Genomic DNA, 25,642 nt, shown 5'->3' with positions numbered 1-25,642 from the left:
CCCGCTACTTGATCGCATCCTTCACCGGGGTTCAAATGGTCTCCGAAGTCCTCACCAAGCGGGAGGATGTCATGGCCAGGATTGAAGAGATGTGGGAATTCATGCTGCCGGCCCTGACTACGGCTGCGGCCAAATAGTCACCGGGGACAGCAAAGGGTCCTGCCTTCCATAAGGAAAGCAGGACCCTTGGTGGTGGAGCTGAGGGGACTCGAACCCCTGACCCCCTGCATGCCATGCAGGTGCGCTACCAGCTGCGCCACAGCCCCATATCCTTGCTGCTTCACGTCCGGCCTTTCAGCCATCTGCGCCGAAGCAACTCAAATATCTTAGAACAGCGTTTCCGAAAATTCCAAATCGGGCATATTCGGAAAACGCAGCTTCCTAGTGCTCTGAGTCCTCCGCGGGAACAGCCTTGGCGGAGGCATCGTCACCGAGCTCCAGATCCACCACCGGGCAGTCCTTCCACAGGCGTTCCAGTGCATAGAACACGCGATCTTCGGCGTGCTGGACGTGGATTACGATGTCGGCATAATCCAGCAAAACCCAGCGGCCTTCGGAGCGGCCTTCACGGCGTACCGGACGCAGATCCTGCTTGAGCAGTTCTTCCTCAATGCCATCGACGATCGCGTTGACCTGGCGCTCTGTGGGAGCAGAAGCGATCAGGAAGATGTCAGTGAGCGCCAGCCGCTCGCTGACGTCAAGGGCAACGATGTCTTCGGCGAGCTTATCGGCCGCTGCACGAGCGGCGTGACGAGCGAGGGTGATGGATTGTTCATGTGCAGACACGGGGACTCCTTGTTGTGGCCTGTGGCCTTGGTTTGGCGTATGCCGAGATGAAGCGGAACTAGCCGCTGGTGATCATGATGATGCCGACGATGAGCGCAACCAAGCCCAAAGCCAAAACACCGTACTGCAGCAGCCTGTTGCGCTGCGCCCTGGCCAGACCTGCAGTATTGACGTCCAACGGATCAAGTCCGTAAGCCGTGCTGGCAGAAATTGGTGGTCGCTGCGTCTCTTCGGCCGACTCTGCTGCTGCGACAGGCTTTTTCCTGGCTGACCTGGCAACAGCTTCCGCACGGGCAAGAACGCCCGCGCGGCCCCGGGAAACCGGCTTCTTGACCTGCGAGGCGTCCAATGCGGGACCTGCCGAGGTGATCAACGGAACAAACGTGGTGCTGGGACGCTTCATGACAGGACGCTCAACACCAGGAACCTTCACGAACTCCAATGGAGTCACCATGGCGAGGTTGTTGGCCGTGGAAGGACCCGACGTGGCGGCCGGAGATTTGGCCTGCTCCGCCTTGTTCTGCTCAGCCTTGTTCTGTTCAGCGAGCTTCTGCTTGGCTGCAGCGCGTTTGTTCAATACTGCTGCACGCTCGGCCAAGGCGATCTGCTCCGCCAACACTGCTGGATCCACGGCCAACGGATCCTGCTCGGCAATATGCTCCAGTTTGGACGTCTGATTCTGGACCTGCGCCGCAATCAACTCGCGGACAGCCAGCGCCTGCTCAACGGACATTCCGGTTTCCGCAGCAGCATCAGGAACGATGTTGTTGGACGGGTTGTCCTCAGGGGCGGTCTTGCCGGCCGCGGTCTTGCCGCCCTCCGGCTTACCGCCCGCGGGCTTGGACAAGCCAGGCTTGGAAGCCTCGGGCGTTGCCGGGCCGGGCTTGGATATCCCGGACTTTGCGCTACCGGGCTTTGCTGCATCAGGTTCAACGGCGACGGTCTTGGCGTCGACGGGGGCCAAAGCTTCGGGGGTTTCGACGCCATCCGTTGCAGAACCAGGCTTTGCCGTCACCTGCGTTGAGCCCGCCGCCGGAACGATCGGGTTCATGGAGGTGGCTACCTCGGCCTGGAGTTGCTGAAGTCGAAGCTGGCGCCGCGTGGGGGGCCCACCTCCGGAAAGCTGCTCTTCTTTATCCGCAAGTTCCTTGATAGTCCGTAGAGCCGCGCGGTCCCGCGCCCGGACCTGCGAGGATCGCTCCTGCGCCGCCGTTCCTACAGCATCCACCGGACCATCGGCGGCACGGCGATTACGCGCAAGGGGACGATCCGCACCGCCACCAGCATCAGCTTTAGCGCCAACCGTGACACCCGCATCGGCCTTCGCCGGGACCTTCGGCTGCGCAGTGTCATTAGGCTGCGCAGTGTCATTAGGCTGCGCAGTGTCATTAGGCTGCGCAGTGTCATTAGGCTTCGCAGTGTCGTTCGGCTTCGCAGTGTCATTAGGCTTCGCAGTGTCATCCGGCTGCGCGCCGGCGTTCGACATAGCAGTGCCCTCTGGCTGCGCTGCGGGGTTTGCCTGCGACGTCGTCTCCGACTGCTCTTCCCGGGCGCGACGAAGCTCACGCCTGCTACGGATGGGTCGCTGTTCCTGGCTGCTCATTCAAAACTCATTCAGTACGTGCTTGGTCGTCTGATCCGGACAGTACGGGCGTCAGCTCCCCTGCCACGGGCTGGGGCGCGTACAGTCCATATTTTGCGATGTACTGCACCACGCCGTCCGGCACCAAGTACCAGACGGGGTTGCCTGCACCTACCCGGATCCGGCAATCCGTGGAGGAGATCGCCATAGCGGGAACTTCGAGCAAGCTGACATCGTCAGTCCGTCCGAGGTCGTTCAGTTCATGTCCGGGACGGGTCACCCCGACGAAGTGCGCCAGAGACCACAACTCATCCACATCTTTCCAGGACAGGATCTGGGCCAAGGCATCCGCGCCGGTAATGAAGAACAGGTCTGCGTCAGGACGCTGGGCCCTCAGATCACGCAGGGTATCTATGGTGAACGTGGGTCCGGGACGGTCAACATCCACCCGGCTCACCGTGAACCGGGGGTTGGATGCTGTCGCAATCACTGTCATCAGGTACCGGTGTTCCGGCTCGCTGACAAGTTTGTGCGACTTCTGCCACGGTTGTCCCGTGGGCACGAAAACCACTTCGTCGAGTCCAAACTTGGCTGCTACTTCGCTGGCAGCCACAAGGTGGCCGTGATGGATCGGATCAAATGTTCCACCCATCACGCCCAGCCGAAGCCTGCGCCCCGACTCCCCACGTGGTGTTGCGGCAATAATGTTAGTGGCCCTGCCCGTGGGTGTGCTTGTTCGGGTGCTGGCGGTGCGGGTCGGAGTGCTCTTCAACAGCCTCGTGGCGGTTGCCCAGGTTGGTGTAGGACAGCGTTACGAACAGGAGGACCAGCATGAGGGCGAACATCACGATGCCGAAGACCCACGGCTCTGCCCACAAGGGTGCGAGTTCCTCGTGGCCGCCGCCTTCTGTTTGGGCGGCAATGGACGTGGCGATCTGCTGAAACAGCATCTTCTCCCCTAGTTGGTTCTCAAATGTTTGCACGGCGGGGCTTCCCGACGTTCCGGACTTCTGTTCTATGTTACAGCGTTGCTAGCTGCGGACTTGGCCTTCACCCTGGACGATCCACTTGGTGGTGGTCAGCTCCGTGAGACCCATGGGACCCCGGGCGTGCAGCTTCTGTGTTGAAATACCCACCTCCGCGCCGAGGCCCAGTTCGCCGCCGTCGGTAAAGCGCGTGGAGGCGTTGACGATCACGGCAGCGGAGTCGATCTCTGCAATGAACTTCTCGGCATTGGCCAGGTTGTTGGTGAGGATCGCTTCCGTGTGTCCGGTAGTCCACTTGCGGATGTGGTTGACCGCTTCATCCAGGTTGTCCACCATGGCCACGGCGAGGTCAAGGTCCATGTATTCGGTGGCCCAATCGTCGTCGTCAGCGGGAACGGTTTCAACGTCCCCGCCCAGGGCAGCGGCAATCCTCTCATCCACATGCAGCGTCACCCCTTGTGACCGCAGCGCCTTGGCAACGGCAGGGAGCACTGTTGCCCCGGAGTGCACCAGCAGGGTTTCCACCGTGTTGCAGACGCTGGGACGTTGGGTTTTGGCGTTGAGGAGGATCTCCACTGCCATTTCCTCATTGGCGGACTCGTCGATGAAGATGTGGACGTTGCCTTCGCCGGTCTCAATGACGGGTACGGCGGAGTTGGTCACCACTGTCTGGATGAGGTCCCGTCCACCTCGCGGAATGAGGACGTCCACGCGTCCGCGGGCGCGCATCAGCACGTTGGCACCTTCGCGACCGTACTGATCCACAGTCTGGACAGCATCGGCGGGCAGGCCCACTGAGTCCAGGGCTTCGCGAAGGATCCGCACCAAGGCCTCGTTGGTGTTTGCGGCGGCGGACCCGCCACGCAGGATCACGGCGTTGCCGCTCTTCAGTGCCAATCCTGCGATATCCACGGTGACGTTCGGACGTGCCTCATAAATCGCTGCCACAACACCCATGGGGACGTTGACTTGGCGAAGGCGCAACCCGTTGGGGAGCGTCTGTCCGCGGACAACGTTGCCCACGGGATCGGGCAAGCCTGCCAGGTTCTCCAAGGCGGAAACAAGCCCGTCAATCCGGGCAGGGGTGAGGGTCAACCGGTCCAGGAGTGCTGCAGAAGTGCCACTGGCGCGGCCTGCTGCGATGTCCTTGGCGTTGGCTTCCAAAACATGCTTCCGGTTCTCCACCAGGGCTGTACCGATGGCGCGGAGCGCACGGTCCTTCCAGGCACGGTTCGCCTGGCCCATGCGGCGGGCGGCCTTGCGGGAACGGTCGGCTATGGCATGGACAGCAGCCTGGATATCCTCCGGAGAGAGCGGAGCGCCGCCTGCCACGGGGCTCTCCGGCGTTTGTCCGGCAGTACCGGCAACGTCGGAAATCACGGGGGCATCAGGGGTCAGCGCTTCAGTCATGCTCCAAGTTTAGATGAGCGGGAGGTCCGCAGGAGCACCAGATCGTCAACATGAACAACTTCGCGGTCGTAACCGCGCCCCATCGCCTGGCCGAGCTCCTGGGTAGTGCGGCCGAGCATGCGCGGGAGTTCATCCGAGGAGTAGTTCACCAAACCACGCGCCACGACGGTTCCGTCATGGGAAACCATCTCCACAGGATCGCCGGCTTCGAAATCCCCGCTGACCTCTGAGATCCCCGCCGGCAGGAGCGACCTGTGCCGTTCACGCACGGCTTTCACCGCGCCGTCGTCGAGCATTAAGCGTCCGTGAACTGTCGCCAGATGCGCCAACCACAACAGACGTACCGGCTTGCGGTTGCCGTTGACGGCGAACCAGGTCCCCACGTCCTCCCCCGCCAAGGCGGCAGCAGCGTTGGCGGTGGACGTGACCAGGGCATGGATCCCGGAGCCGGCCGCGATCGACGCCGCCTCAACTTTGGTCGTCATTCCGCCGGTTCCCACGCCTGCCTTACCGGCCTTGCCGATGGTGACATCCTCCAGGTCCCGAGGACCCCGAACCAACGGAATACGCTTGGCACCCTGGGACGGCGGACCGTCGTAGAGGGCGTCGACGTCGGACAACAACACCAGCGCATCGGCGCGGACCAAGTGGGCCACCAAAGCGGCCAGCCGGTCGTTGTCCCCAAAGCGGATCTCGTGCGTTGCCACGGTGTCGTTCTCGTTGACCACAGGCACCACGCCGAGGTTGAGCAAACGGTTCAACGCCCTGAAAGCATTGGTGTGCTGGGTGCGACGCATCAGGTCATCGGCAGTCAGCAGTACCTGGCTGACTGTCACGCCATGGGCACTAAAAGCCTGGGTGTAACGGGCCATCAGCAGCCCTTGGCCCACACTCGCTGCAGCCTGCTGAGTTGCCAGGTCCTTGGGCCTTTTGGCCAGACCCAAGGGAGCCAGTCCGGCAGCGATGGCACCGGAAGAGACGAGGATGATCTCGGTGCCGGCATTGCGCTTCTCTGCCAGCGCATCCACCAACCCGGCAAGGGACTTCTCGGATATGCCGCCCTTGATGCTCGTCAGGGAAGAGGAACCGACCTTGACTACAATGCGCTTGGCGGTGGCGAGGGCCTGGCGCTCAAGGCCCTCGGCCGTGTCAGGAGCGTCGAAGGTCCTAGTCGTCATCACCGGAGTCCAGGGTACTCTCCCTCACGGTCTGTGCCCGGCGGCCGCTGACGGACTCAGTCCAGATGCCGGCCTTGCGTTCGGCTTCAAGTTCGGCGCGGGCGGCAGCCTTGGCTTCGCGGCGCTCAATCTGCTCATCACGCTTCTGCGAACGCGTAGGACGATCGCCAATGTCCGCAACGCGGATATCAGTGCCACGGGGGGTTGCCAGGAGTTCAGCACCGGCCATCATGGTGGGCTCCCAATCGAACACCACTCCATCGTCCTCACCGATAACCACGGTATCGCCGGGCTTGGCACCGACCTTGAAGAGTTCCGTTTCGACCCCCAGCTTGGCCAGGCGGTCGGCGAGGTAGCCGATTGCTTCCTCATTGGTGAAGTCGGTCTGCTTGACCCACCGCACGGGCTTTTCGCCCAGGACGCGGAACAGCGGCTCGAGGTTCTTTTCTTCGCGGCGGATCTTGAAGCCGGATTCGTTGACTGCACGCGGACGGAGCACGGGCGGGGCCACCTTGGGCGGCGCCACAGCCACAGCATCACGAGCGGCTTTGACGATCTCCGCCATGGCAAATCCGAGCTGGCGCAGCCCCTCATGGCTGGTCGCCGATACTTCGAAGACACGGTAGCCCCGTGCTTCCAGGTCCGGACGAACAAACTCAGCCATATCCTTGCCATCCGGAAGGTCAACCTTGTTCAAGACGACAAGCTTGGGGCGCTCATTCAGGGGAACTACTTCGCCGTCAACACCGGCATAGCTCATATCAACCGCGTACTTCTCCAGCTCCGCCTCAATGATGGCGAGGTCGGACAAGGGATCGCGATCCGATTCAAGGGTCCCACAGTCAAGCACGTGAACCAGTGCGGCGCAGCGCTCAACGTGGCGCAGGAAGTTATGCCCAAGCCCCTTGCCCTCGCTGGCGCCCTCGATCAAGCCGGGGACATCGGCAATGGTGAAGCGGACCTCGCCGGCCTGCACCACGCCAAGGTTGGGGATAAGGGTAGTGAAGGGGTAATCGGCGATCTTCGGCCGGGCCGCAGACATGGCAGCGATCAGGCTGGACTTGCCGGCAGACGGGAAGCCAACCAACGCGATGTCCGCGATGGACTTCAGTTCCAGGACAATATCACTGGATTCACCTTCGATGCCGAGCAGCGCGAAACCGGGAGCCCGGCGCTTTTGCGAGGACAGCGAGGCATTGCCCAGGCCGCCTTGGCCACCTGCAGCAGCAATATATTCAGTACCTTCGCCCACGAGGTCAGCCAGGACTTCGCCGTCCTTGGTCTTGACCACGGTGCCATCAGGGACCGGAAGAATCAGGGTCTCGCCGTTCTTGCCGCCTCGCCAGTCACCCATGCCCGGGCCACCATTGGTGGCGTGGCGGTGGGGTGCGTGGTGGTAGTCAAGCAGAGTGGTGGTCTGGGCGGACACGCGAAGGATGACATCGCCACCGTTACCGCCGTTGCCGCCGTCAGGGCCACCGAGCGGCTTGAACTTCTCCCGCTTGACAGAGACACAGCCGTGGCCGCCGGTTCCGCCGGATACGTGCAGTACTACCCGGTCTACAAAGCTCGCCACGTGAATCTCCTCATTTGCTGCCTTACAGCGTTTGTTGCTGTTGCCAGCGTTGTTGCAAAAACCAGTGCGCCCAAAGCGCCCTAGTCGATTGTAATGCGGTTAAAAGAACGGTGGAGCGGGCCATTTTTGGCCCGCTCCACCGGTTCAGAACTTGTTGTTACTCTGCAGCTGCAGCAGCAACGATGTTCACTACGCGACGGCCGCGGCGAGTACCAAACTCAACCGCACCTGCCTGCAGGGCGAACAGGGTGTCGTCGCCACCGCGACCGACGCCTGCACCGGGGTGGAAGTGGGTGCCACGCTGGCGAACGATGATCTCGCCTGCGGAGACTACCTGACCACCGAAGCGCTTGACGCCCAGGTACTGTGCGTTGGAGTCACGACCGTTGCGAGTGGAACTCGCGCCTTTTTTGTGTGCCATGTGAAATGCCTGCCTCTAAATTTCTGGGGAAACTGAAAAACCTGAACAGCGGGTAACGAAAGTTACGCGATGCTGGTGATCTTGATCTTGGTCAGTTCCTGACGGTGACCCTGACGCTTCCGGTAGCCGGTCTTGTTCTTGAACTTCTGGATGACGATCTTCGGACCACGGAGGTCCTCAAGGATCTCAGCCGTAACCTTGACGTTGGCCAGTTCCGCAGCTGCGGAGGTGACCTTCTCGCCGTCAACCAGGAGCAAGGCGGGCAGCTCAAGCGTGCTGCCGGCTCCACCGGGGACGCGGTTAAGCGTTACGTAGTCTCCAACGGAAACTTTTTCTTGGCGGCCGCCTGCGCGGACAATCGCGTACACCACTTGGGTACTCACTTCTCTCGACGTTTATAACTAAATTTGCGTGCGGAACCTGAACCGGAATCGGGCTTGGTTCGCGCTGTGCCTCAACGCCGTGGACTTCTGATCGAAGTCCGCGAGTCATCCCATGAACAATTCCAAGGGGCATAACCCAAGTGTTGGCGTAAGCACCGAAGATCAAGATTACGCTAGTTTGACCTTCAGCTGCAAATGAGGCCGGGTCCGGAGGCTACCACGTGACTTGCGTCACCCGTTGTAACGGACTCTCCCGGCACCGTGCCCATACAGCCTACAGGGTTTGGGCCCAATTAACGCGATTTTGCCCGCGACGCGCTGTGACCGCGCTGATATCCGTCTATCAGTGCCCTCGTCAGGACAGTCCGGCGAAGAGCCTTGGAGCATCGAAGAACGCAGTTTCGTAGCGGCAGGACCACCTAAAAGCCTCCACCATGGCTGCCCGCTCTGCCACCGAAGCTGCAGCGGCAGCGCCATCCGTGAAATTGATCGCATTCCTTGTGGCAGCGGCAAAGTCTTCGTCAGCGTAGGTCCTGAGCCAGTCGGCGTAGGGGTGCCCGGCCGGGGCCCCTGCCTCCAGGAACGCCCCATGAAGCTGTTGGCCGACCTCCGCGTACAGCCAGTAGCACGGCAGGATGGCCGCGAGCAGCACGGCATAACTGCCGGTGGCAGAGGACGCCAGCAAATGGTCCACATAGGACTTCGTGACCGGTCCGGTCACCGATGACGCCTCCCGAGTGCTGAGCCAGTTCCTGTGCAGTTCGGATTCGACTTCGAGGCACTGCTGCGACGCTTTGGCCCAGAACAGCTGCTCCTTCTCGGTGGGAGCAAGGGCTCCAGCACGCGCCAGGACCCTGGAGTATCCATTGAGGTAGATGGCGTCCTGGGCTAAGTAGTAATTGAATGCATCTTCGGGGAGGTCTCCCGTTTTCAGCCCGTCGATGAAGCTGAGCTTGTAGATTGCCTCGAGCTCCGGCGTGGCCTCTTTCCAGAGCGCAGCAGCGAAATCCCCCGGCCTGAGCACCTTTTGGTGGTGGAAGTGGTGAACCGGCCCGCTTCCGCGGCCGACGTCCAGACTGTCCGAATGCAGCAAGGCCTTGAGCAGCCACGGCTTGACCTCACGCAAGGAAGACTCCCAATCGCCGGTGCGGGCCTGGACAGTAGCTAGGGCCGAGGACAACGAACACCCTGTTCCGTGGCTGTTCTTCGTCTCCACGCGGGGTCCAAAGACCTCAATAACGTCCTGACGCAGGAGTCCACTGGTGTTGACCAATGCATCCGGGCATTCTGCCCCCGCCAAGTGCCCGCCCTTGACCAGGACCGTGTTGCCGCACTCAGCAGCGAGGCGTTTGCCCTGGTTCAGGGCCGAAGCCCAGTCAACTGCCTCGGGCTCCCCCAACAGCATGGCGAGTTCGGGCAGGTTGGGGGTGATCAGGTCGGCCAAGGGAAGGAGGGCACGCAGGGCCGTCTCGGCGGAGGCGCGCAGGAGCCGGTCGCCACTGGTGGCCACCATCACCGGGTCCAGGACCACGACGGCGGGACGAACCTCCTCGAGCCAGCTGCGGACCTCGTCAATAACCGCTGCGTCGCCGAGCATCCCGATCTTGACGGCATCGATGGCGATGTCCGTACTGATGGCTTCCAATTGCCTGCGCAGGAAATCCACCGGGGGAACATGGACAGCACTGACGCCCAGGGTGTTCTGGGCGGTCAGTGCGGTGATGGCCGCCATGCCGTAGCCGCCGTGGGCAGCGATACTTTTCAGGTCAGCCTGGATACCGGCACCACCGGAGGGGTCGGAGCCCGCGATGCTCAGTACACGGGGCGTCTCCGGGCCGGAAACAGCCAGCGGATACACAGGAGGATACGACGATACCGTCATGGGGACATCCCTTCGCCGGTGCTAACCGGACAGGTTCAACGGGTCTGGATCTCAGCCTGGCCCAATGCCCGGCACCCCGTGTCAGTCCACCAGCGTAGCCGGGAAGCAGCCTGGCCCGGCAACTGCGCCACGCTGAAGACCGGATATGACCGGTCGGAGTACACAGCAAAGGGCCCCGCAATACCCGCCTGTGACGGTTACTGCAGGGCCCTCGCGGATCAGGTGCTAGAGCTCCGAAGCTGGTACGCCGACGCCCAGGATGATGGGCTCCGCGGACGGAGCCTTCTTGGCCGGCTCGGAAGGTGCTTTGGCCTCGTGTGCCGTTCCACTCGCTGCCGAAGCAGTGACCTCGTGGTGTTCAACGCTGGTTTCATTGGCCGCACCCTGGGCCCGGCTCGCACTGCGGTTACGACGTCCTCGGCGGGACTTTGAGGCCGCAGCAGCTTCCGGATCCACTTCGGCAGGCTTCGACGCGCCGGTTTGCGGAGCTTCGGCCGCCTTGGGAGCGAGGACCTCTTCGGGGTTCCCGGCAGGAGCCGCACCGAGGTGGGAAAAGGCTTCGGCCAGAAGGTCCAGGCTCATCACCGGTTTGGCTGCCGCTGGTTCCTCATGGTGTTCCCCGAACGGCAACGCAACCTCTTCGCCACCAAAACGCAGGACCGGCGTGGACCGTGAATCGCGGCCGGCGTCCTGGTCTGCTTCGCGGGCGCCCTGCCCGCCGGACTCGCTCCGGGCTGCAGAATCAGCCGGTGCCTGGTGCTGACCGGCCTCCCGTGCCTGCTCTTCGGCGCGGTGAACTTCGTCGTCATGCAGGTGGGCGGCATGGGCGGCAGCGGCAATCGTAGCCAGTGCAGCCCGGGTTGCCTCAGCCTTGGCCTGCCGGGCCGGATCCTGCGGTTCGGTGGAGGCAGGAGGCGCGGCCGGTGCGGACTGCGCGGTGTGGACCGGAGCCGGGGCTTCCGTGATGGCCTGTCCCCCGCCCTTTCCACGGCGGCGCTTGCGCTCAGTCCGGGCTGTGGGCTGCTGCGCCTCAGTATGGGGACGGTGGTGCTCGGCGGCCACGACGTTGGCCCGGCGGTGCTCCACGGGTTCGTCGTGGGTCACCACGCCGCGGCCGGCGCAGTGCTCGCACTGCTCCCCGAAGACCTCCAGGAGGCCGGTACCCATGCGCTTACGGGTCATCTGAACCAGGCCCAAGGAGGTCACTTCGGCCACCTGGTGCTTGGTACGGTCACGACCCAGGCACTCAACCATGCGGCGGAGGACGAGGTCGCGGTTGGATTCAAGGACCATGTCAATGAAGTCGATGACAATGATGCCGCCGATGTCACGCAGGCGGAGCTGGCGAACAACTTCCTCGGCAGCTTCAAGGTTGTTCTTGGTGACGGTTTCCTCGAGGTTTCCGCCGCTGCCGGTGAATTTGCCGGTGTTGACGTCCACCACGGTCATGGCTTCGGTGCGGTCAATGACCAGCGAACCGCCGGACGGGAGGAACACCTTGCGTTCCAGCGCCTTGTGGATCTGCTCGTCAATGCGCCAGGCAGCGAAGATGTCCTGGTCCTTGGTCCACTTCTCGAGCCGGCCCACCAGGTCAGGGGCAACGTACGTTACGTAGGCCTCAATGGTGTCCCAGGCGTCGTCGCCGGAAACGATCAGTTTGGAGAAGTCCTCATTGAAGACGTCACGGACCACCTTGATGGTCAGGTCCGGTTCGCCGTAGAGAAGTTCAGGAGCCAGGACCTTGGTGGAAGACGCTTGCCCTTCGATGCCTTCCCACTGTGCACGCAGACGGTTGATGTCATGGGTCAGTTCTTCTTCGGACGCACCCTCGGCAGCAGTGCGGACAATGACACCGGCGTTTTCGGGCAAGCGGTCCTTCAGGATGCGCTTGAGACGGTTGCGTTCGACGTCGGGAAGCTTGCGGGAGATGCCGGTCATGGAACCACCGGGAACGTACACCAGGTACCGGCCGGGGAGGGAGATCTGGCTGGTGAGGCGGGCACCCTTGTGGCCCACGGGATCCTTGGTGACCTGGACCAGCACAGAGTCGCCGGACTTCAAGGCGTTCTCGATACGGCGCGGCTGGCCTTCGAGGTTGACGGCATCCCAGTTGACTTCACCGGCGTACAAGACGGCGTTGCGGCCGCGTCCGATGTCCACAAAGGCAGCTTCCATGGACGGCAGGACATTCTGGACCTTGCCCAAGTATACGTTGCCGATCAGGGAATCCTGCTGGGTCTTGGAAACGAAGTGCTCAGCAAGCACACCGTCTTCCAGGACACCGATCTGAATTCTGTCGTCGCGCTGGCGGACAATCATCTGGCGGTCCACCGACTCGCGGCGGGCCAGGAACTCGGCCTCGGTGATGACCTGGCGGCGGCGTCCGGTCTCGCGGGATTCGCGGCGGCGCTGCTTCTTGGCTTCAAGCCTGGTGGAGCCTTTGACGCTGGTAACGCGGTTGGAAGGGGCAGTTTCCGTGATCGGGCGGGGCGCACGGACACGGGTCACCGTGTTGGGCGGATCGTCGTCCGATCCGCCGGTCAGTTCGAGATCCTGGTCGCCACGGCGGCGGCGACGGCGGCGACGCGAGGTCACACCTTCTTCGGAAGATTCAGCAGCGGGGGCTTCCTCGTCCTCAGGCTCGGCGTGGTCCCCGGCTTCATTCTCTTCGCGTTCGGTTCCCCGGCGGCCGCGGCGGCCACGGCTGCGACGGCGACGACGACTCCCGGCATCTTCCAGCTCATCCTCGGCGCCGGACTCAGCCTCTTCCCCGGGCTCCTCTTCCTTCTCCTCCACCGCGGCAACGCGGGGAACAGTGGTGAGGTCCGGAGCCTGGAAGATCATGGACGTGATGGAGACAGGCTCCATGAACAGGGAGGTGGACGCAGCCGGAGCAGCTTCTTCGGCAGGCTCTTCCGTGGCGGCTTCAGCTGCGGGTTCTTCAGCTGCTACCTCGGCGGCCGGCGCCTCTGGCTGGGAGTTGTGCTCCGGCGTCGTGTTTTCGCCGACGACTTCCTCAACAGCCGGCTCCTCAACTGCCTCAACTTTGGGCTTGGCAGTACGACGACGGCGGACCGGCTTTTCGGGGGCGGGTTCCGCAGCGGCTTCGGGCTGGGTCTCTACTGCAGCTTCCGCGCTGGCAGCGGCGTCGTCACCCAAGCCGGGCAGGGGCTCGGCGGGCTCTGCCTTCTTGCGTGTGCGGGTGCGGCGTACCGGTGCAACGGGGGCTTCGATGGCTTCCGGCGCTTCCGCCGCTTCAACGACAACCGCTTCGGCCGCCTGTGCCTCTACCTCGGCAGTAACTTTGGGCGCAGCCTTGCGCCGGGTCCGGGTGGTTTTCTTGGGCGCTTCCGCAGTTTCCGCGGGAGCTGCCTCGTCATTAACGGCTACAACCTGGTCATTATCCATATGTGGCAACACTCCTGCCCCAGCGACACCGCCACATCCGGCGCCCAGTGGGGCAAATATTGTCAAAACCCGCAGGCGTTGACAGAAGTCGGCAGTATGCCTTCCGGTTCGCACCATCATTGGGGTGCGGCAGCCCTGGAAGGCCGGCGCCAATGTTCTGAAACCCGTTGTTCTGCTGCCACAACCAGGTGCCGTCCATTGTCATGGCGGGCCTACCATGGATCACGTGATCCAGGCATGCCCAGCTCATACTGGCGGTCTTGGGAACAAAGTCACCGGACCGGATTCCGAATGTGGATCGGGTTCCGGCCATGTTTATTCTCTCACACCCATACACTTTCCCACCGCAGGCTGTTGTGTCGTCGGCTCCAAGGAGCGGGCGCCAGCCGGAAGCTGGGGGCACTGTCCAGCCTCCGGAGTTACAATCCTCCCAAGAGCCCATACCGGCGAGGCCGGACCGTACGTTGAAAAGGACCAGATCCGCGATGCCGAGCACTGCCAGGGGAAACCTGGCCAACCAGTCCAGTCCTACCGTTGAGGATTTATCCGCGCAGGCAGGCCCGCAGCAGGATGCGCTTCCCCGTTCTGTCCGTGACAAGCCCTTTGCCTGGCTGCTGCTGATCACCGGAGTGATCGGATGGGTAGCCTCGGGGGCCTTGGTCCTGGAGAAGCTGGAAGTGCTCAAGGACCCCAACCACGTGACCGTTTGCGATGTGAATCCCTGGGTTTCCTGTGGCGCCGTCATGCAGACACCGCAGAGCTCGGTGTTCGGGTTCCCCAATATGTTTATTGGCATCGTTGCCTTTGCCGTCATCATCACCACTGCCATGGGCATGCTCGCCGGAGCCAGGTTCTCACGCGGCTACTGGCTGGGCCTTCAGGCGGGGGTAACCCTTGGCTTTGCCTTCGTTGTCTGGCTGTGGTCCCAGGCCCTTTACGCCATCCACGTGCTCTGCCCGTTCTGCATGGTGGTGTGGGCGGCCATGATTCCGTTGTTCGTGTGGGTGACCATCCGCAATGTCAGCCACGGTGTCATCAAAGCGCCACCTGCCATGACAAAGCTGCTGGGCGAGTCCGGCTGGATCATCGTCGCGCTGCTCTACGTTGCCGTCGCCGCCACCATCTTCTTCTCCTTCATCCACATCTTCGTGGGGTCCTCCGCTTAGGTAACACCCTTGCGAAGTGACAGATAAGGCCAATGTTCACGAAGAACATTGGCCTTATCTGTAGTCTCGGTGCGGCGTTATCAGCCTTGGAACCAGATCTTGATCTCGCGTTCTGCAGAATCGACCGAGTCCGAGCCGTGAACGAGGTTCTGCTGGACTGCCAGCCCCCAGTCGCGGCCGAAGTCGCCACGGATGGTGCCCGGGGCTGCGGTGGTGGGATCCGTGGTTCCAGCCAGGGAGCGGAAGCCCTCGATCACGCGGTGGCCCTCGAAGACCGCCGCGATAACCGGTCCACTCAGCATGAACTCAACCAGTGGCTCGTAGAACGGCTTGCCCACGTGCTCCTCGTAGTGCTGCTCCAGCAGCTCGCGGGTGGCGTTGACCTTCTTCAGCTCCGCAAGGGTGTAGCCCTTGGCTTCGATCCGGGCGAGGATGGTTCCGCCCAGGTTGCGGGCGACGCCGTCGGGCTTGACCAGGACAAGGGTCCGTTCAATGCTCACAGTTGCTCCAATGTGATTGTTCAGTGGCTTATGTTCGGTGGTTTTCCCAGCCAGTTTACGGGGTTTGCGGGTCTGCTTTGTCACCGTGGGCGGCATCCCATTCCGCCTGCTCACGGTCCCGCTGGGCTACCTCACGGTCTATCCTCATGCCGGCCCTGATCCCGTACCACCAGCAAATGGCAAACAAGATGCCCACAATGAACATCATGGGTTCGGCAATGCCCGTCAGGATGAGCACCACTTGCAGTGCCCAACCCACGGCGATTCCCCAAGGCTTGGACAGCACTGCACAGGCGAGCACCAGGATCACGCTCAAGGCGATTCCCACACCCAGGATGATGCCGGGAGCCACTTCCCCCCGCCTCAACCCAAAGACCGCCAGCGTACCGAAGAACGCGACGAAGGCTTCGAGAAGCAGCACGGTGGATGCGAACATCACCTTGGTGGAGCGGCGCTTCTTGGGCATGCCGGGCCGCCATTCACGCTGCGCCTTGGTCATTTTTGCCATGCTCAGGCACCGGCCTTTCCGAGCAGGATCCGGGCTTCGGCCACCACCGTGATGGAGCCGGTCACCAGGACGCCGCCTGCGAGGTCATCGTTGGATTCCGCGCGCTCCACGGCCCATTCGAGGGCGTCGTCGAGCTTCTCGGCGATGTGGACGTTGTCCTCGCCAAAACCGAGGTCGACGGCGAGTTCGGCCAGTTCCGCCGCCGGAACGGCACGCGCAGAGTTGGACTGGGTGAAGCAAAATTCGCCAGCCAGGCCGCCCAGGGATTCCTTGAGTGTCTTCAGGATTTCCTCGGCGTCCTTCTCGCGGAGCACGCCAACCACCACCACCAGCTTGCTGAAGCTGAACGCCTCCTGGATCGCTTCGGAGGAGACACGAATCCCGTCCGGGTTGTGCGCAGCATCCACCACAACAGTGGGCGCTGTACGGACAACTTCGAGCCGGCCCGGTGAGGTTACTGTGCCAAAGGCTTCCTTGAGGACGTCGGCGTCGAGTTCCTTCTCTCCCCCACCGAAGAACGCTTCCAAGGCAGCCACTGCGACGGCCGCATTTTCGGCTTGGTGGGCACCGTGCAACGGCAGCAACAGGTCCTCGTAACGTCCGGCGAGCCCTTGAATGGTCAGGACCTGCCCGCCCACAGCAACGCTGCGGGACTCCACACCGAACTCCACGCCTTCGAAGCGGAACGGCACGTCCACTTCCCGGGCCTTCTCCAACAGGACCTGGGCTGCATCCACTGGTTGGGCCGCGCTGACCAGGAAACCGCCCGGCTTGATGATGCCGGACTTTTCGTAGGCGATGTCCTCTGTGGTGTCGCCCAGGAGGTCCGTGTGGTCCAGGGAAATCGGCGTGATGACAGAGACTTGGCCGTCGCCGACGTTGGTGGCATCAGTGATGCCCCCCAGGCCAACTTCCATGACTGCTACATCAACAGGCTGATCGGCGAACACCGCGAAGCCAAGAATGGTCAGGCATTCGAAGTAGGTCAGCCGCGGCTGGTTGTCGGCCACGAGCTCACTGTCCACGATTTCCAGGTACGGGCGGATCTCATCCCAGATACGCACGAACGTTGCGTCCGGCACCGGCTCGCCGTCAATGCTGATTCGCTCGGTGACCTTGGACAGATGCGGGCTGGTGTAGCGGCCTGTGCTCAGCCCGTGGGCACGCAGCCCGGCCTCGATCATGCGGGCAGTGGACGTCTTGCCGTTGGTACCGGTGATGTGGATGATCGGGTAGGCCTTGTTCGGCTCCCCCAGCACGTCCATGGCACGGAACAACGGAGCCAGGCGCGGCTCCATCTTGTTTTCCGGCGCCCGGCCCAGAAGTTCGGCGTAGACGCTTTCAACCGAGAATTCGTCAGTCATGGATCAGGCTCCTGCCTTCACGACGGTGACCTGCGGCTCGTCGACACTGGCCAACAGAACCTCCAGTTCCAACGTCAGCGTTTCGGTCTTGACCAGCTCCGCGTTGGCTTCCAGGGCAGCCACCACCTCCTGGGACGCCTCCACGGACGTGCGGATGCGGTCGCTCACGTTGAGTCCGGCGTCCTTGCGTGCCTGCTGGATGGCACGGACCATGTCGCGCGCCAATCCTTCTGCCGCAAGCTCCGGGGTGACCTCGGTATTCAAGACCACGAAGCCGCCGCCCGGCAGCACAGCGACAGCAGCGCTGCCGCCGTCGGCCGCTTCTGCCACGACAGTCTCAAGCGTGTATTCCTGCGGCTCGAGCTCAAGGCCACCGGCCACCACCACACCTGCCTCATTGACAGACCAATCGCCGGACTTGGATCCCTTGATGGCCTGCTGGACGTTCTTGCCCAGGCGCGGACCAGCTGCCCGAGCGTTCACCACGAGTTTCTGCTCGATGCCGAATTCCTCGGCCGAGGCAGTCGCAGCGTCCAGCAGGCGGACCGAACGCAGGTTCAATTCATCAGCGACGACGGCGGCAAAGCCTTCCAGCGCATCTGCACCGGGTGCCACCACAGTCAGCTCCTGCAAGGGCAAGCGGACGCGCAGGTTCGCGGCCTTACGCAGGCTGGAGCCGGTGGAGCAGATCTGCTGGACACGGTCCATCGCTTCAACCAAAGCCGGGTTGGACGGGAACAGCGAAGCGTCGGGCCAGTCAGCGAGGTGCACTGAACGGCCGCCGGTCAGGCCCCGCCAGATCTCCTCGGAAACCAACGGCAGCAAGGAGGCCGAGACCCGGCAGACTGCCTCCAAGGCGGTGTAGAGCGCGTCAAAGGCATCGACGTTTTCGTCGAAGAAGCGCTGGCGGCTGCGGCGGACGTACCAGTTGGTGAGCATGTCCAGGTAGTTGCGCAGTTCATCGCAGGCTCCGGAGATGTCATAGCTGTCCAAGCTGGCCGTGATGTTCCGGACCAGGTCCCCGGTGTTGGCCAGGAGGTACTGGTCCAGAGTGTCGGCGTAGCCGTCGTAGCGCAGCTTAGCTTCGTAACCGGACGCTTTCCCATCCACTACGTTCGAAGCATTCGTGTACAGAGTGAAGAAGCTGTAGACATTCCACAATGGCAGGATGACCTGGCGCACGCCGTCGCGGATGCCCTGCTCAGTGACAACGAGGTTGCCACCACGGAGGATGGGGCTGGACATGAGGAACCAGCGCATGGCGTCGGAGCCGTCGCGGTCCAGGACCTCAGAGACATCAGGGTAGTTGCGCAGGCTCTTGGACATCTTCTGGCCATCTGAGCCCAGCACGATGCCGTGGCTGATCACGTTGCGGAACGCCGGCCGGTCAAACAAAGCCGTGGACAGGATGTGCAGCATATAGAACCAGCCGCGGGTCTGTCCGATGTACTCCACGATGAAGTCGGCAGGGTTGTGGGTGTCGAACCATTCCTCGTTCTGGAACGGGTAGTGCACCTGGCCATACGGCATGGAACCGGAGTCGAACCAGACGTCCAGGACATCTTCCACCCGGCGCATGGTGGACTTGCCCGTGGGATCGTCCGGATTTGGACGGGTCAACTCATCGATGAACGGCCTGTGCAGGTCAACCTGGCCCTCATTATTCATGGGGAGGCGGCCGAAGTCGGCTTCAAGATCGGCCAAGGATCCGTAGACGTCCGTGCGCGGGTACTCGGGATCATCGGACTGCCAAACGGGGATGGGCGAGCCCCAGTAGCGGTTGCGGCTGATGGACCAATCGCGGGCGTTGTCCAGCCACTTGCCGAACTGTCCGTCCTTGACGTTGCCCGGGATCCAGTTGATTTCCTGGTTCAACTCGGACATGCGGTCCTTGAACTTGGTCACTTCCACGTACCAGGAGGATACGGCACGGTAGATCAGCGGGTTCCGGCAACGCCAGCAGTGCGGGTAGCTGTGCTCGTAGCTGGCCTGGCGGACCAGGCGTCCGTCGGCGCGGAGCACCTGGGTGATGGGCTTGTTGGCGTCGAAGACCTGGAGGCCGACGATCGAGGCAAGCTCACCATGCGCAAACAGGGGCAGGAACTTGGCGCCCTCGTCAACTGACAGGACCACGGGGATACCCGCTTCTTCACAGACCTTCTGGTCATCCTCACCGTAGGCCGGGGCCTGGTGGACGATGCCCGTACCGTCCGTGGTGGTGACGTACTCTGCCACCAGGAAGCGCCAGGCGTTCTGCGTGCCGTACTTCTCGGTGTCGGCAAAGTCGTTCCACAGGGGCTCATACTCAAGGCCTGCCAACTCGGTGCCCGTGTGGGTGGAGACGACGGCGGCAGTCGCGGCAGCAGCGTCGTCGTACCCCAGGTCCTTGGCATAGGAGCCCAGCAGGTCAGAGGCGAGCAGGAAGCTGCCGGTGACTGGAGCCTCGGCCGATGCCGCCTTCACACCGTTGGGCCCTGCGGGCAGGACCGCATAGGAGATACCAGGCCCGACGGCGAGCGCCAGGTTGGTGGGCAACGTCCAGGGCGTGGTGGTCCAGGCGAGCGCCTGAACACCTTCAAGTGCCTTGGAGAACTCGGAGTCCCCGGCTTTGATGGGGAACGTGACCGTGACGGTCTGGTCCTGGCGGTTCTTGTAGACGTCATCGTCCATGCGGAGTTCGTGGTTGGACAGCGGCGTCTCGTCCTTCCAGCAGTACGGCAGGACACGGTAGCCGTTGTACGTCAGGCCCTTCTCATGCAGCTGCTTGAAGGCCCAGAGCACGGACTCCATGTACTCGACGTTGAGGGTCTTGTAGTCGTTCTCGAAGTCCACCCAGCGGGCCTGGCGGGTAACGTAGGCCTTCCACTCGTTGGCGTACTTCATCACCGAGGCGCGGCAGGCGTCGTTGAATTTGTCGATGCCCATGGCTTCGATCTGGGTTTTGTCGGTCATGCCCAGTTGCTTCATGGCCTCGAGCTCTGCGGGCAGGCCGTGGGTGTCCCAGCCGAAGCGGCGCTCCACGCGCTTGCCGCGCTGGGTCTGGTAGCGGCCTACCAGGTCCTTGGCGTAACCGGTCAGGAGGTGGCCGTAGTGAGGGAGGCCGTTGGCGAAGGGAGGGCCGTCGTAGAAGACGAATTCGTTGCTTCCGTCTTTGCCGGCGTCGCGCTGGTCGATGCTGGCTTGGAAGGTGCCATCTTCTTCCCAGTATTTGAGGATGCGTTCTTCGATCTCCGGGAACTTCACGGAAGCGGACACGCCGTGCGTGCCGGACGAAGACGCTGAGGCCTTGGGGTAGTGGGTCATCTCATATCCTGTGATAGCTGGTTGACTGTCAGGATGCGAGGACGGCTTCTGTGCTGCCTGTCGGCTGCGCAGGTACCGCGGTACCACCTCACTTACCGAAATACTGGATTCCGGCCTCTCATTACTGCTGTGACGGGCTTACCCGTCCGGCTCTACTGGGCGCTGTCCACGGGTAAAGGCGATCAGTGCTGTTCTTCCGGAAGCTCACCGGTGATGGCCGGGTCAAAGCTGGTCTCCCAAGTCTAGCGTCAGCGCACCGTCTTGCTCTACCCGGGAGTTCATCCCGTGGCGGAGTCCGGCACTACGGCGGTTACATAGACTCGACCCCATGACGCTTCCCGCTCCTGCCCTTCCGGCAAGCCGGCCACCCCGGCGGCCGGCATCCACTGCCTGGTCGGTCCTGGCCATCGTGGTCTCGCTGCCCGTGGCTGCCGTGTCGATATTCCGGGCAGTGCCGATTGAGTGGCCTCTCCTGGTGGTCCAACTGCTGTCCTTTACCCCGTGGGTGGTACTGCCTGCGGCGCTTGCCTTGGTGCTTGCCGTGGTGGGACGTCGCCTGTGGGTGATCATCACGACGACGGCCTTGCTGGCTCTGCAATTGCTGTGGCTGTTTCCGCCGGACGCGGGTAACGCGGAAACGTTGCATGAGGGAACAGCTACGGTTTCGCTGAAAGTCATGAGCCTCAATTCCGAGTACGGGGAAGCGGACGCGGGAACCATAGTGCAGTTGGTCCGCGATCACGGTATCCAATTGCTGACACTTCAGGAGCATACGCAGCGGCTCGAAGACGCACTCAGTGCCGCAGGCATGGATGATGTGCTGCCGAACCGCCTCAGCCACCCCAACGATGACGCGTCCGGTGGTGCGGTGTATTCGGTGTTCCCCCTTGAGGCCGTGGGCCTTCTGCCGGACACTCCGTTCCGGATGGACGTAACCCGGGTTCTGGTGCCCGGTTCCGGCGCAGCAGCTACGTTGAACCTGACCAATGTCCATGCCCTTCCACCTGTTGATGACAGGATCGGGCAGTGGCGCAGTGATCTGGAAAAGGTGGCCCGGCAGGCATCCAGGCCGGGCCACCACCTGCTGGTGGGCGACTTCAACGCCACCTTCGATCACCATGAGTTCAGGGCAGTGCTCGATACCGCCCCGGCGGGCCAGGACGGCACAAAACTCGTCGACGTCGGCATAGCCTCAGGTGGGCGGCTCTCCCCCACGTGGCCAATGGAGGGGCTGCCTCTCCCGGGCATTGTCATCGACCACATGGTCACGACGCCCCGGATCAACAGCAGCGGTTACGCAGTCCACAAGGTTCCTGGCACCGACCATGCCGCCATCATGGCCACACTGGTCATCCCGGCAGGCTAGCTTTCCTTGCGGATCAACTTGTGGTTTGCGGCCTGTGCCACGGGCCGGATCACTATCTGATCGAGGTTGATGTGGTGGGGCAACGACACTGAATACGCCACCACGCCCGCCACGTCCTCGGCAGTCAGGGGCTTCTCCACTCCTGCATAAACCTTGGCAGCGGCGTCTTTGTCGCCCAGCCGGTTCAGTGCGAATTCCTCCGTGTGCACCAGCCCTGGAGCGATCTCGATGACCCGGACGTTGTTGCCCACCTCTTCCAACCGGAGGGCGTTGGTCATGGCGTGCTGGGCGAACTTGGCGGCGTTGTACCCGGCCCCGCCCTCATAGGCAGAGAGCCCGGCTGTCGACGTCAGGTTCAGGACCGTCCCCTCACCGTTCTCCCGCAGCATGGGCAGGAAGGCCCTGGTGATCTTCATGGTGCCCAGGACGTTGACCCGGTACATCCAGTCCCAATCCCCGGTGTCGGCGTTGGCGATGGTGTCCGCGCCCCGAGCCCCGCCGGCGATGTTGATGAGCGTGCCGGCACCCCCGGCGTCGGTGACGGCCGCGAGCAAGGCGGCGACGTCGTCGTCCTCGGTGATGTCAGCCGGGAAGGGCACGGCACCGGTCCCGGCAGCCAGGGCTTGGAGCCTGTCGGCCCGGCGGGCCACGGCAAAAACCGTCCAGCCGGCGGCAACCAGCGCCTTCACCGTGGCCTCACCGATGCCAGTGCTGGCACCAGTGACGACCGCCGTCTTGTTGTTTTCGGGATTCTGTCCTGAAGGAGTGCTCTGCGCTGCCAAAGTCATGGCACCACCTTATCCGGGGCGCCCGGCCCATCCGCGGCGGGCGGTAACGCCAGGCCATGAAACAATTGATCCATGGCTGAATCAACGCAGGGTACAGACACGCCCGCCACCGCCCCCATCAACGTTCCCGACAAGCCGGCCCTTGAAGGCCTCGAGGCTGCCCTCACGCAGCGCTGGCTTAGCGAAGGAACCTATAAGTTCAACCCGGACACCACCCGGGAGCAGGTCTACTCGATCGACACTCCCCCGCCCACGGCATCGGGCTCGCTGCACGTGGGCCACATGTTCTCCTTCACCCAGACTGACGTCCAGGCCCGCTACATGCGCATGACCGGGAAGAACGTCTTCTACCCCATGGGTTGGGATGACAACGGCCTGCCCACCGAGCGCCGGGTCCAGAACTACTACGGTGTGCGCTGCGATCCCGCCATCCCTTACCAGGCCGACTACACACCCCCGGCACAGCCTGCCAAGAACCAGCGCGATTTCGACGTCGTTTCGCGCCAGAACTTCATCGAACTGTGTGAAGAACTCGCCGTTGAGGACGAGAAAGTCTTCGAGAACCTGTTCCAGACCCTTGGCTTGTCCGTGGACTGGGACCTGACCTACCGCACCATCGATGACACCTCCCGGGCCGTGTCCCAGCGCGCCTTCCTGGCGAACCTCTCCGCCGGTGACGCCTACATGGCCGAAGCTCCGACGCTCTGGGACGTGACGTTCCGCACGGCTGTTGCGCAGGCTGAACTCGAAGACCGCGAAGTTGCCGGCGCCTACTACCGCTACCCCTTCTTCACTGAAGACGGCGAGAAGATCTACATCGAGACCACCCGCCCGGAACTGCTGGCTGCCTGCGCGGCCTTGGTGGCCAACCCCGACGACGAACGGTACCAGCCGCTGTTCGGCAAAACCGTGAAGTCCCCGCTGTTCGACGTGGAGCTCGAAGTCAAGGCACATCCCCTCGCCAAGGCGGATAAGGGCTCCGGCATTGCCATGGTGTGTACCTTCGGTGACCTGACCGACGTCACTTGGTGGCGCGAATTGCAGCTGCCAACCCGGGCCATCATGGGCCGCGACGGCCGCATCATTGCTGAGACGCCTGAGTGGATCACCAGCGATGCCGGCAAGGAAGCCTACGCCGCGATCGCGGGCAAGACCGCGTTCTCCGCCAAGGAAGCCGTTGTTGAGTTGCTCATGGCAGCAGACTTGCTGGACGGAGAACCGAAGAAGATCACCCACCCGGTGAACTTCTTCGAGAAGGGTGACAAGCCCCTTGAGGTTGTTACCTCCCGTCAGTGGTACATCCGTAACGGTGGCCGCGACGAGGAACGCCGCGAACGACTCATCGGCCGTGGACAGGAAATCACCTTCCACCCGGCCTTCATGCGCTCGCGTTACGAGAACTGGATTGCCGGCCTGAACGGTGACTGGCTCGTATCCCGCCAGCGCTTCTTCGGCGTGCCCATCCCTGTCTGGTACCCGCTGGATTCCCAGGGCAACCCTGACTACGACCACCCCATCCTGCCGTCGGACGGGATGCTGCCCGTGGACCCCGCCGCGGACGCTGCTCCCGGGTTCGAAGAAGCGCAGCGTGACCAGCCCAACGGCTTCACCGGTGACGCCGACGTCCTGGACACTTGGGCCACGTCCTCGCTCACGCCGCAGATTGTGGGCGGCTGGAGCCGCGACGAGGACCTGTTCGCCAAGGTCTACCCCTTCGACCTCCGTCCGCAGGGTCACGACATCATCCGCACCTGGCTGTTCTCCTCTGCCGTCCGGGCTGATGCCCTGCAGAAGAACGCCCCGTGGAAGCACGCGGCCATCTCCGGCTGGATCCTGGACCCCGACCGGAAAAAGATGTCCAAGTCCAAGGGCAATGTTGTGGTGCCCACGGATGTGCTGAAGGAGTTCGGTTCAGACGCCGTCCGCTACTGGGCAGCGTCAGCCAAGCTTGGTGCGGACACTGCCTACGAGATCGCGCAGATGAAGATCGGCCGCCGCTTGGCCATCAAGCTTCTGAACGCCTCAAAGTTTGTGCTGAACCTCGGTGCCACGGAGAATTCCGTGGTGTCCGGTGACCTCTCCGTGCTCACCAACCCGCTGGACCGTGCACTGCTGGCGCAGCTCTCCGACGTCGTTGCCCAGTCCACCAAGGCGTTCGAAAACTACGATTACGCCCGGGCACTCCAGATCACGGAGTCCTTCTTCTGGCAGTTCACGGACGATTACGTCGAGCTCATCAAGGACCGCGCCTACGGTGCCGCCGGTGAGAGCGAGCAGGCTTCTGTGCTGGCAGCACTGGCGACAACCCTGGACTCGCTCCTGCGCCTCTTTGCTCCCTTCCTGCCTTTCGCCACCGAAGAAGTCTGGGGCTGGTGGCGCACAGGATCGGTCCACCGTGCCGAGTGGCCCGCCGCCCTTGAAATCACCGACGGCGACACCACCATGCTGGGTACTGTGGGCATCGCGCTCAGCGGCATCCGGAAGGCGAAGTCCGAGGCCAAGGTCAAGCAACGCACCGAGGTCCTCTCGGCATCCATCACCGCTTCCGAAATCCTGGTAGCGCAGTTGAAGGCCGGCCTCGGTGACCTGAAGGCGGCAGCCAACGCACAGGAGATCACACTGCAGTCCGGCGAGGGCGATCTAACCGTCACCGACGTCGTCCTGGCGCAGGCCGAAGAGACATCCGCGTCCTAACGATCAGCAGCCGCCCGTTTTTGGGCAAAGGGGAAGCCCCATCAGCGTTTTGCCGTTGGTGGGGCTTCGACTTTTCGGCTGTCTGGTGATGTCTTGACAGTCTGGCGGAATCCTTGGAATTTCAGGTCTTCCTACCTCATCACTGGTAGCCTGCTTCCAACTTTGCCAAAGGCTGCGTTGGTTGCAATCACTGAATCTTTGGTTTCCGTGTCCCTCTTCTTTCGAAGTGGGTAAGAACTATTGTTGTCCCGCTGAGAGCAATGCACAAGAGCCCTGGAAGAACTACAAACCTGTAGTTTTCCTGCACGTTAAGGGCTACCTGTGGCAGAGTATTGACCATG

The 25,642-nt window shown here is 62.7% G+C and carries 19 protein-coding genes, 1 tRNA gene and 1 riboswitch; of the genes, 3 read left to right on the top strand and 17 right to left on the bottom strand.

Annotation, left to right across the window (positions count from 1 at the left end; genetic code table 11):
* Positions 1-190: 190 nt before the first annotated feature.
* From HP499_RS04030 to HP499_RS03975, 12 genes are all read right to left on the bottom strand, one after another.
* Positions 191-266: transfer RNA gene (locus tag HP499_RS04030), tRNA-Ala, on the bottom strand.
* 115 nt (positions 267-381) lie between these two features.
* The gene (gene rsfS / locus HP499_RS04025; protein ID WP_172322648.1) at positions 382-786 is read right to left on the bottom strand and encodes a ribosome silencing factor; all 405 of its coding nucleotides are present in this window, start codon (positions 784-786) and stop codon (positions 382-384) included.
* A 58-nt stretch (positions 787-844) separates the two neighbouring features.
* On the bottom strand, positions 845-2,389 hold the full coding sequence (locus HP499_RS04020) for a hypothetical protein (protein ID WP_172322647.1): 1,545 nt from the start codon (positions 2,387-2,389) through the stop codon (positions 845-847).
* A 7-nt stretch (positions 2,390-2,396) separates the two neighbouring features.
* On the bottom strand, positions 2,397-3,071 hold the full coding sequence (nadD, locus tag HP499_RS04015; protein WP_375154237.1) for a nicotinate-nucleotide adenylyltransferase: 675 nt from the start codon (positions 3,069-3,071) through the stop codon (positions 2,397-2,399).
* Positions 3,072-3,075: 4 nt separating this feature from the next.
* Positions 3,076-3,318: a hypothetical protein gene (locus HP499_RS04010; protein WP_172322645.1), complete on the bottom strand. Its 243-nt coding sequence runs from the start codon at positions 3,316-3,318 to the stop codon at positions 3,076-3,078.
* Positions 3,319-3,399: 81 nt separating this feature from the next.
* Complete coding sequence (locus tag HP499_RS04005; RefSeq protein ID WP_172322644.1) at positions 3,400-4,764, bottom strand: glutamate-5-semialdehyde dehydrogenase; 1,365 nt, start codon at positions 4,762-4,764, stop codon at positions 3,400-3,402.
* Positions 4,761-5,942 carry a glutamate 5-kinase gene (gene proB / locus HP499_RS04000; protein WP_172322643.1) on the bottom strand — a complete coding sequence of 394 codons (1,182 nt, stop codon included), beginning with the start codon at positions 5,940-5,942 and terminating at the stop codon, positions 4,761-4,763. The genes HP499_RS04005 and proB overlap by 4 nt, the downstream gene beginning before the upstream one ends.
* Positions 5,932-7,518, bottom strand: a complete 1,587-nt coding sequence (gene obgE / locus HP499_RS03995) for a GTPase ObgE (RefSeq protein ID WP_172322642.1) — start codon at positions 7,516-7,518, stop codon at positions 5,932-5,934. Before obgE ends, proB begins: the two co-directional genes overlap by 11 nt.
* Positions 7,519-7,675: 157 nt before the next feature.
* Positions 7,676-7,939, bottom strand: a complete 264-nt coding sequence (gene rpmA, locus HP499_RS03990) for a 50S ribosomal protein L27 (protein WP_003803426.1) — start codon at positions 7,937-7,939, stop codon at positions 7,676-7,678.
* Positions 7,940-8,001: 62 nt separating this feature from the next.
* The gene (gene rplU / locus HP499_RS03985) at positions 8,002-8,310 is read right to left on the bottom strand and encodes a 50S ribosomal protein L21 (RefSeq protein WP_024816904.1); all 309 of its coding nucleotides are present in this window, start codon (positions 8,308-8,310) and stop codon (positions 8,002-8,004) included.
* A 367-nt stretch (positions 8,311-8,677) separates the two neighbouring features.
* Positions 8,678-10,204, bottom strand: coding sequence for a bifunctional hydroxymethylpyrimidine kinase/phosphomethylpyrimidine kinase (locus HP499_RS03980; RefSeq protein ID WP_172322641.1), 1,527 nt, complete (start codon positions 10,202-10,204; stop codon positions 8,678-8,680).
* Positions 10,195-10,293, bottom strand: a riboswitch (TPP riboswitch). It overlaps the preceding gene by 10 nt.
* 136 nt (positions 10,294-10,429) lie before the next feature.
* Positions 10,430-13,612, bottom strand: coding sequence for an Rne/Rng family ribonuclease (locus HP499_RS03975; protein ID WP_253951389.1), 3,183 nt, complete (start codon positions 13,610-13,612; stop codon positions 10,430-10,432).
* Between the two features lie 485 nt (positions 13,613-14,097).
* Here HP499_RS03975 and HP499_RS03970 point away from each other — a divergent pair, with 485 nt between their 5' ends.
* On the top strand, positions 14,098-14,778 hold the full coding sequence (locus HP499_RS03970; protein WP_172322639.1) for a vitamin K epoxide reductase family protein: 681 nt from the start codon (positions 14,098-14,100) through the stop codon (positions 14,776-14,778).
* An 80-nt stretch (positions 14,779-14,858) separates the two neighbouring features.
* On the opposite strand, the gene ndk is transcribed toward HP499_RS03970, so the two are convergent.
* Genes ndk through ileS form a run of 4 tightly spaced genes read right to left on the bottom strand, consistent with a single transcriptional unit; the run spans position 14,859 to position 20,453 of the window.
* Positions 14,859-15,278 carry a nucleoside-diphosphate kinase gene (ndk, locus tag HP499_RS03965; RefSeq protein WP_024816908.1) on the bottom strand — a complete coding sequence of 140 codons (420 nt, stop codon included), beginning with the start codon at positions 15,276-15,278 and terminating at the stop codon, positions 14,859-14,861.
* A gap of 55 nt (positions 15,279-15,333) precedes the next feature.
* Positions 15,334-15,786, bottom strand: a complete 453-nt coding sequence (locus tag HP499_RS03960) for a DUF4233 domain-containing protein (RefSeq protein WP_172322638.1) — start codon at positions 15,784-15,786, stop codon at positions 15,334-15,336.
* 2 nt (positions 15,787-15,788) lie between these two features.
* Positions 15,789-17,150, bottom strand: coding sequence for a folylpolyglutamate synthase/dihydrofolate synthase family protein (locus HP499_RS03955; protein WP_172322637.1), 1,362 nt, complete (start codon positions 17,148-17,150; stop codon positions 15,789-15,791).
* 3 nt (positions 17,151-17,153) lie between these two features.
* A complete protein-coding gene (gene ileS / locus HP499_RS03950) occupies positions 17,154-20,453 on the bottom strand; it encodes an isoleucine--tRNA ligase (protein WP_172322636.1) in 3,300 nt (1,099 codons plus the stop codon).
* Positions 20,454-20,781: 328 nt separating this feature from the next.
* Here ileS and HP499_RS03945 point away from each other — a divergent pair, with 328 nt between their 5' ends.
* Positions 20,782-21,819, top strand: coding sequence for an endonuclease/exonuclease/phosphatase family protein (locus HP499_RS03945; protein WP_172322635.1), 1,038 nt, complete (start codon positions 20,782-20,784; stop codon positions 21,817-21,819).
* On the opposite strand, the gene HP499_RS03940 is transcribed toward HP499_RS03945, so the two are convergent.
* Positions 21,816-22,607, bottom strand: a complete 792-nt coding sequence (locus HP499_RS03940; RefSeq protein ID WP_172322634.1) for an SDR family oxidoreductase — start codon at positions 22,605-22,607, stop codon at positions 21,816-21,818. The genes HP499_RS03945 and HP499_RS03940 overlap by 4 nt on opposite strands.
* Before the next feature lie 72 nt (positions 22,608-22,679).
* Between HP499_RS03940 and valS the strand changes: the two genes are divergently transcribed.
* Positions 22,680-25,301: a valine--tRNA ligase gene (gene valS / locus HP499_RS03935; protein WP_172322633.1), complete on the top strand. Its 2,622-nt coding sequence runs from the start codon at positions 22,680-22,682 to the stop codon at positions 25,299-25,301.
* The last annotated feature ends 341 nt before the right edge of the window (positions 25,302-25,642 follow it).

It is taken from the genome of Paenarthrobacter sp. CM16 (assembly GCF_013179505.1).
Taxonomy (GTDB): domain Bacteria; phylum Actinomycetota; class Actinomycetes; order Actinomycetales; family Micrococcaceae; genus Arthrobacter.
The sequence above is the reverse complement of the archived record's forward strand: the minus strand, read 5'-3'. Positions and strand labels throughout refer to the sequence as shown.

What these genes read in the sequence shown, in the direction of transcription:
- HP499_RS03955 (WP_172322637.1), bottom strand. Translation starts at nt 17,150, where the DNA reads ATGACTGACGAATTCTCGGTTGAAAGCGTCTACGCCGAACTTCTGGGC.
- valS (WP_172322633.1), top strand. Translation starts at nt 22,680, where the DNA reads ATGGCTGAATCAACGCAGGGTACAGACACGCCCGCCACCGCCCCCATC.
- HP499_RS03945 (WP_172322635.1), top strand. Translation starts at nt 20,782, where the DNA reads ATGACGCTTCCCGCTCCTGCCCTTCCGGCAAGCCGGCCACCCCGGCGG.
- HP499_RS03980 (WP_172322641.1), bottom strand. Translation starts at nt 10,204, where the DNA reads ATGACGGTATCGTCGTATCCTCCTGTGTATCCGCTGGCTGTTTCCGGC.
- HP499_RS03970 (WP_172322639.1), top strand. Translation starts at nt 14,098, where the DNA reads ATGCCGAGCACTGCCAGGGGAAACCTGGCCAACCAGTCCAGTCCTACC.
- HP499_RS04020 (WP_172322647.1), bottom strand. Translation starts at nt 2,389, where the DNA reads ATGAGCAGCCAGGAACAGCGACCCATCCGTAGCAGGCGTGAGCTTCGT.
- ileS (WP_172322636.1), bottom strand. Translation starts at nt 20,453, where the DNA reads ATGACCCACTACCCCAAGGCCTCAGCGTCTTCGTCCGGCACGCACGGC.
- HP499_RS03975 (WP_253951389.1), bottom strand. Translation starts at nt 13,612, where the DNA reads ATGGATAATGACCAGGTTGTAGCCGTTAATGACGAGGCAGCTCCCGCG.
- HP499_RS04010 (WP_172322645.1), bottom strand. Translation starts at nt 3,318, where the DNA reads ATGCTGTTTCAGCAGATCGCCACGTCCATTGCCGCCCAAACAGAAGGC.
- HP499_RS03960 (WP_172322638.1), bottom strand. Translation starts at nt 15,786, where the DNA reads ATGGCAAAAATGACCAAGGCGCAGCGTGAATGGCGGCCCGGCATGCCC.
- HP499_RS04005 (WP_172322644.1), bottom strand. Translation starts at nt 4,764, where the DNA reads ATGACTGAAGCGCTGACCCCTGATGCCCCCGTGATTTCCGACGTTGCC.
- proB (WP_172322643.1), bottom strand. Translation starts at nt 5,942, where the DNA reads ATGACGACTAGGACCTTCGACGCTCCTGACACGGCCGAGGGCCTTGAG.
- rpmA (WP_003803426.1), bottom strand. Translation starts at nt 7,939, where the DNA reads ATGGCACACAAAAAAGGCGCGAGTTCCACTCGCAACGGTCGTGACTCC.
- HP499_RS03940 (WP_172322634.1), bottom strand. Translation starts at nt 22,607, where the DNA reads ATGACTTTGGCAGCGCAGAGCACTCCTTCAGGACAGAATCCCGAAAAC.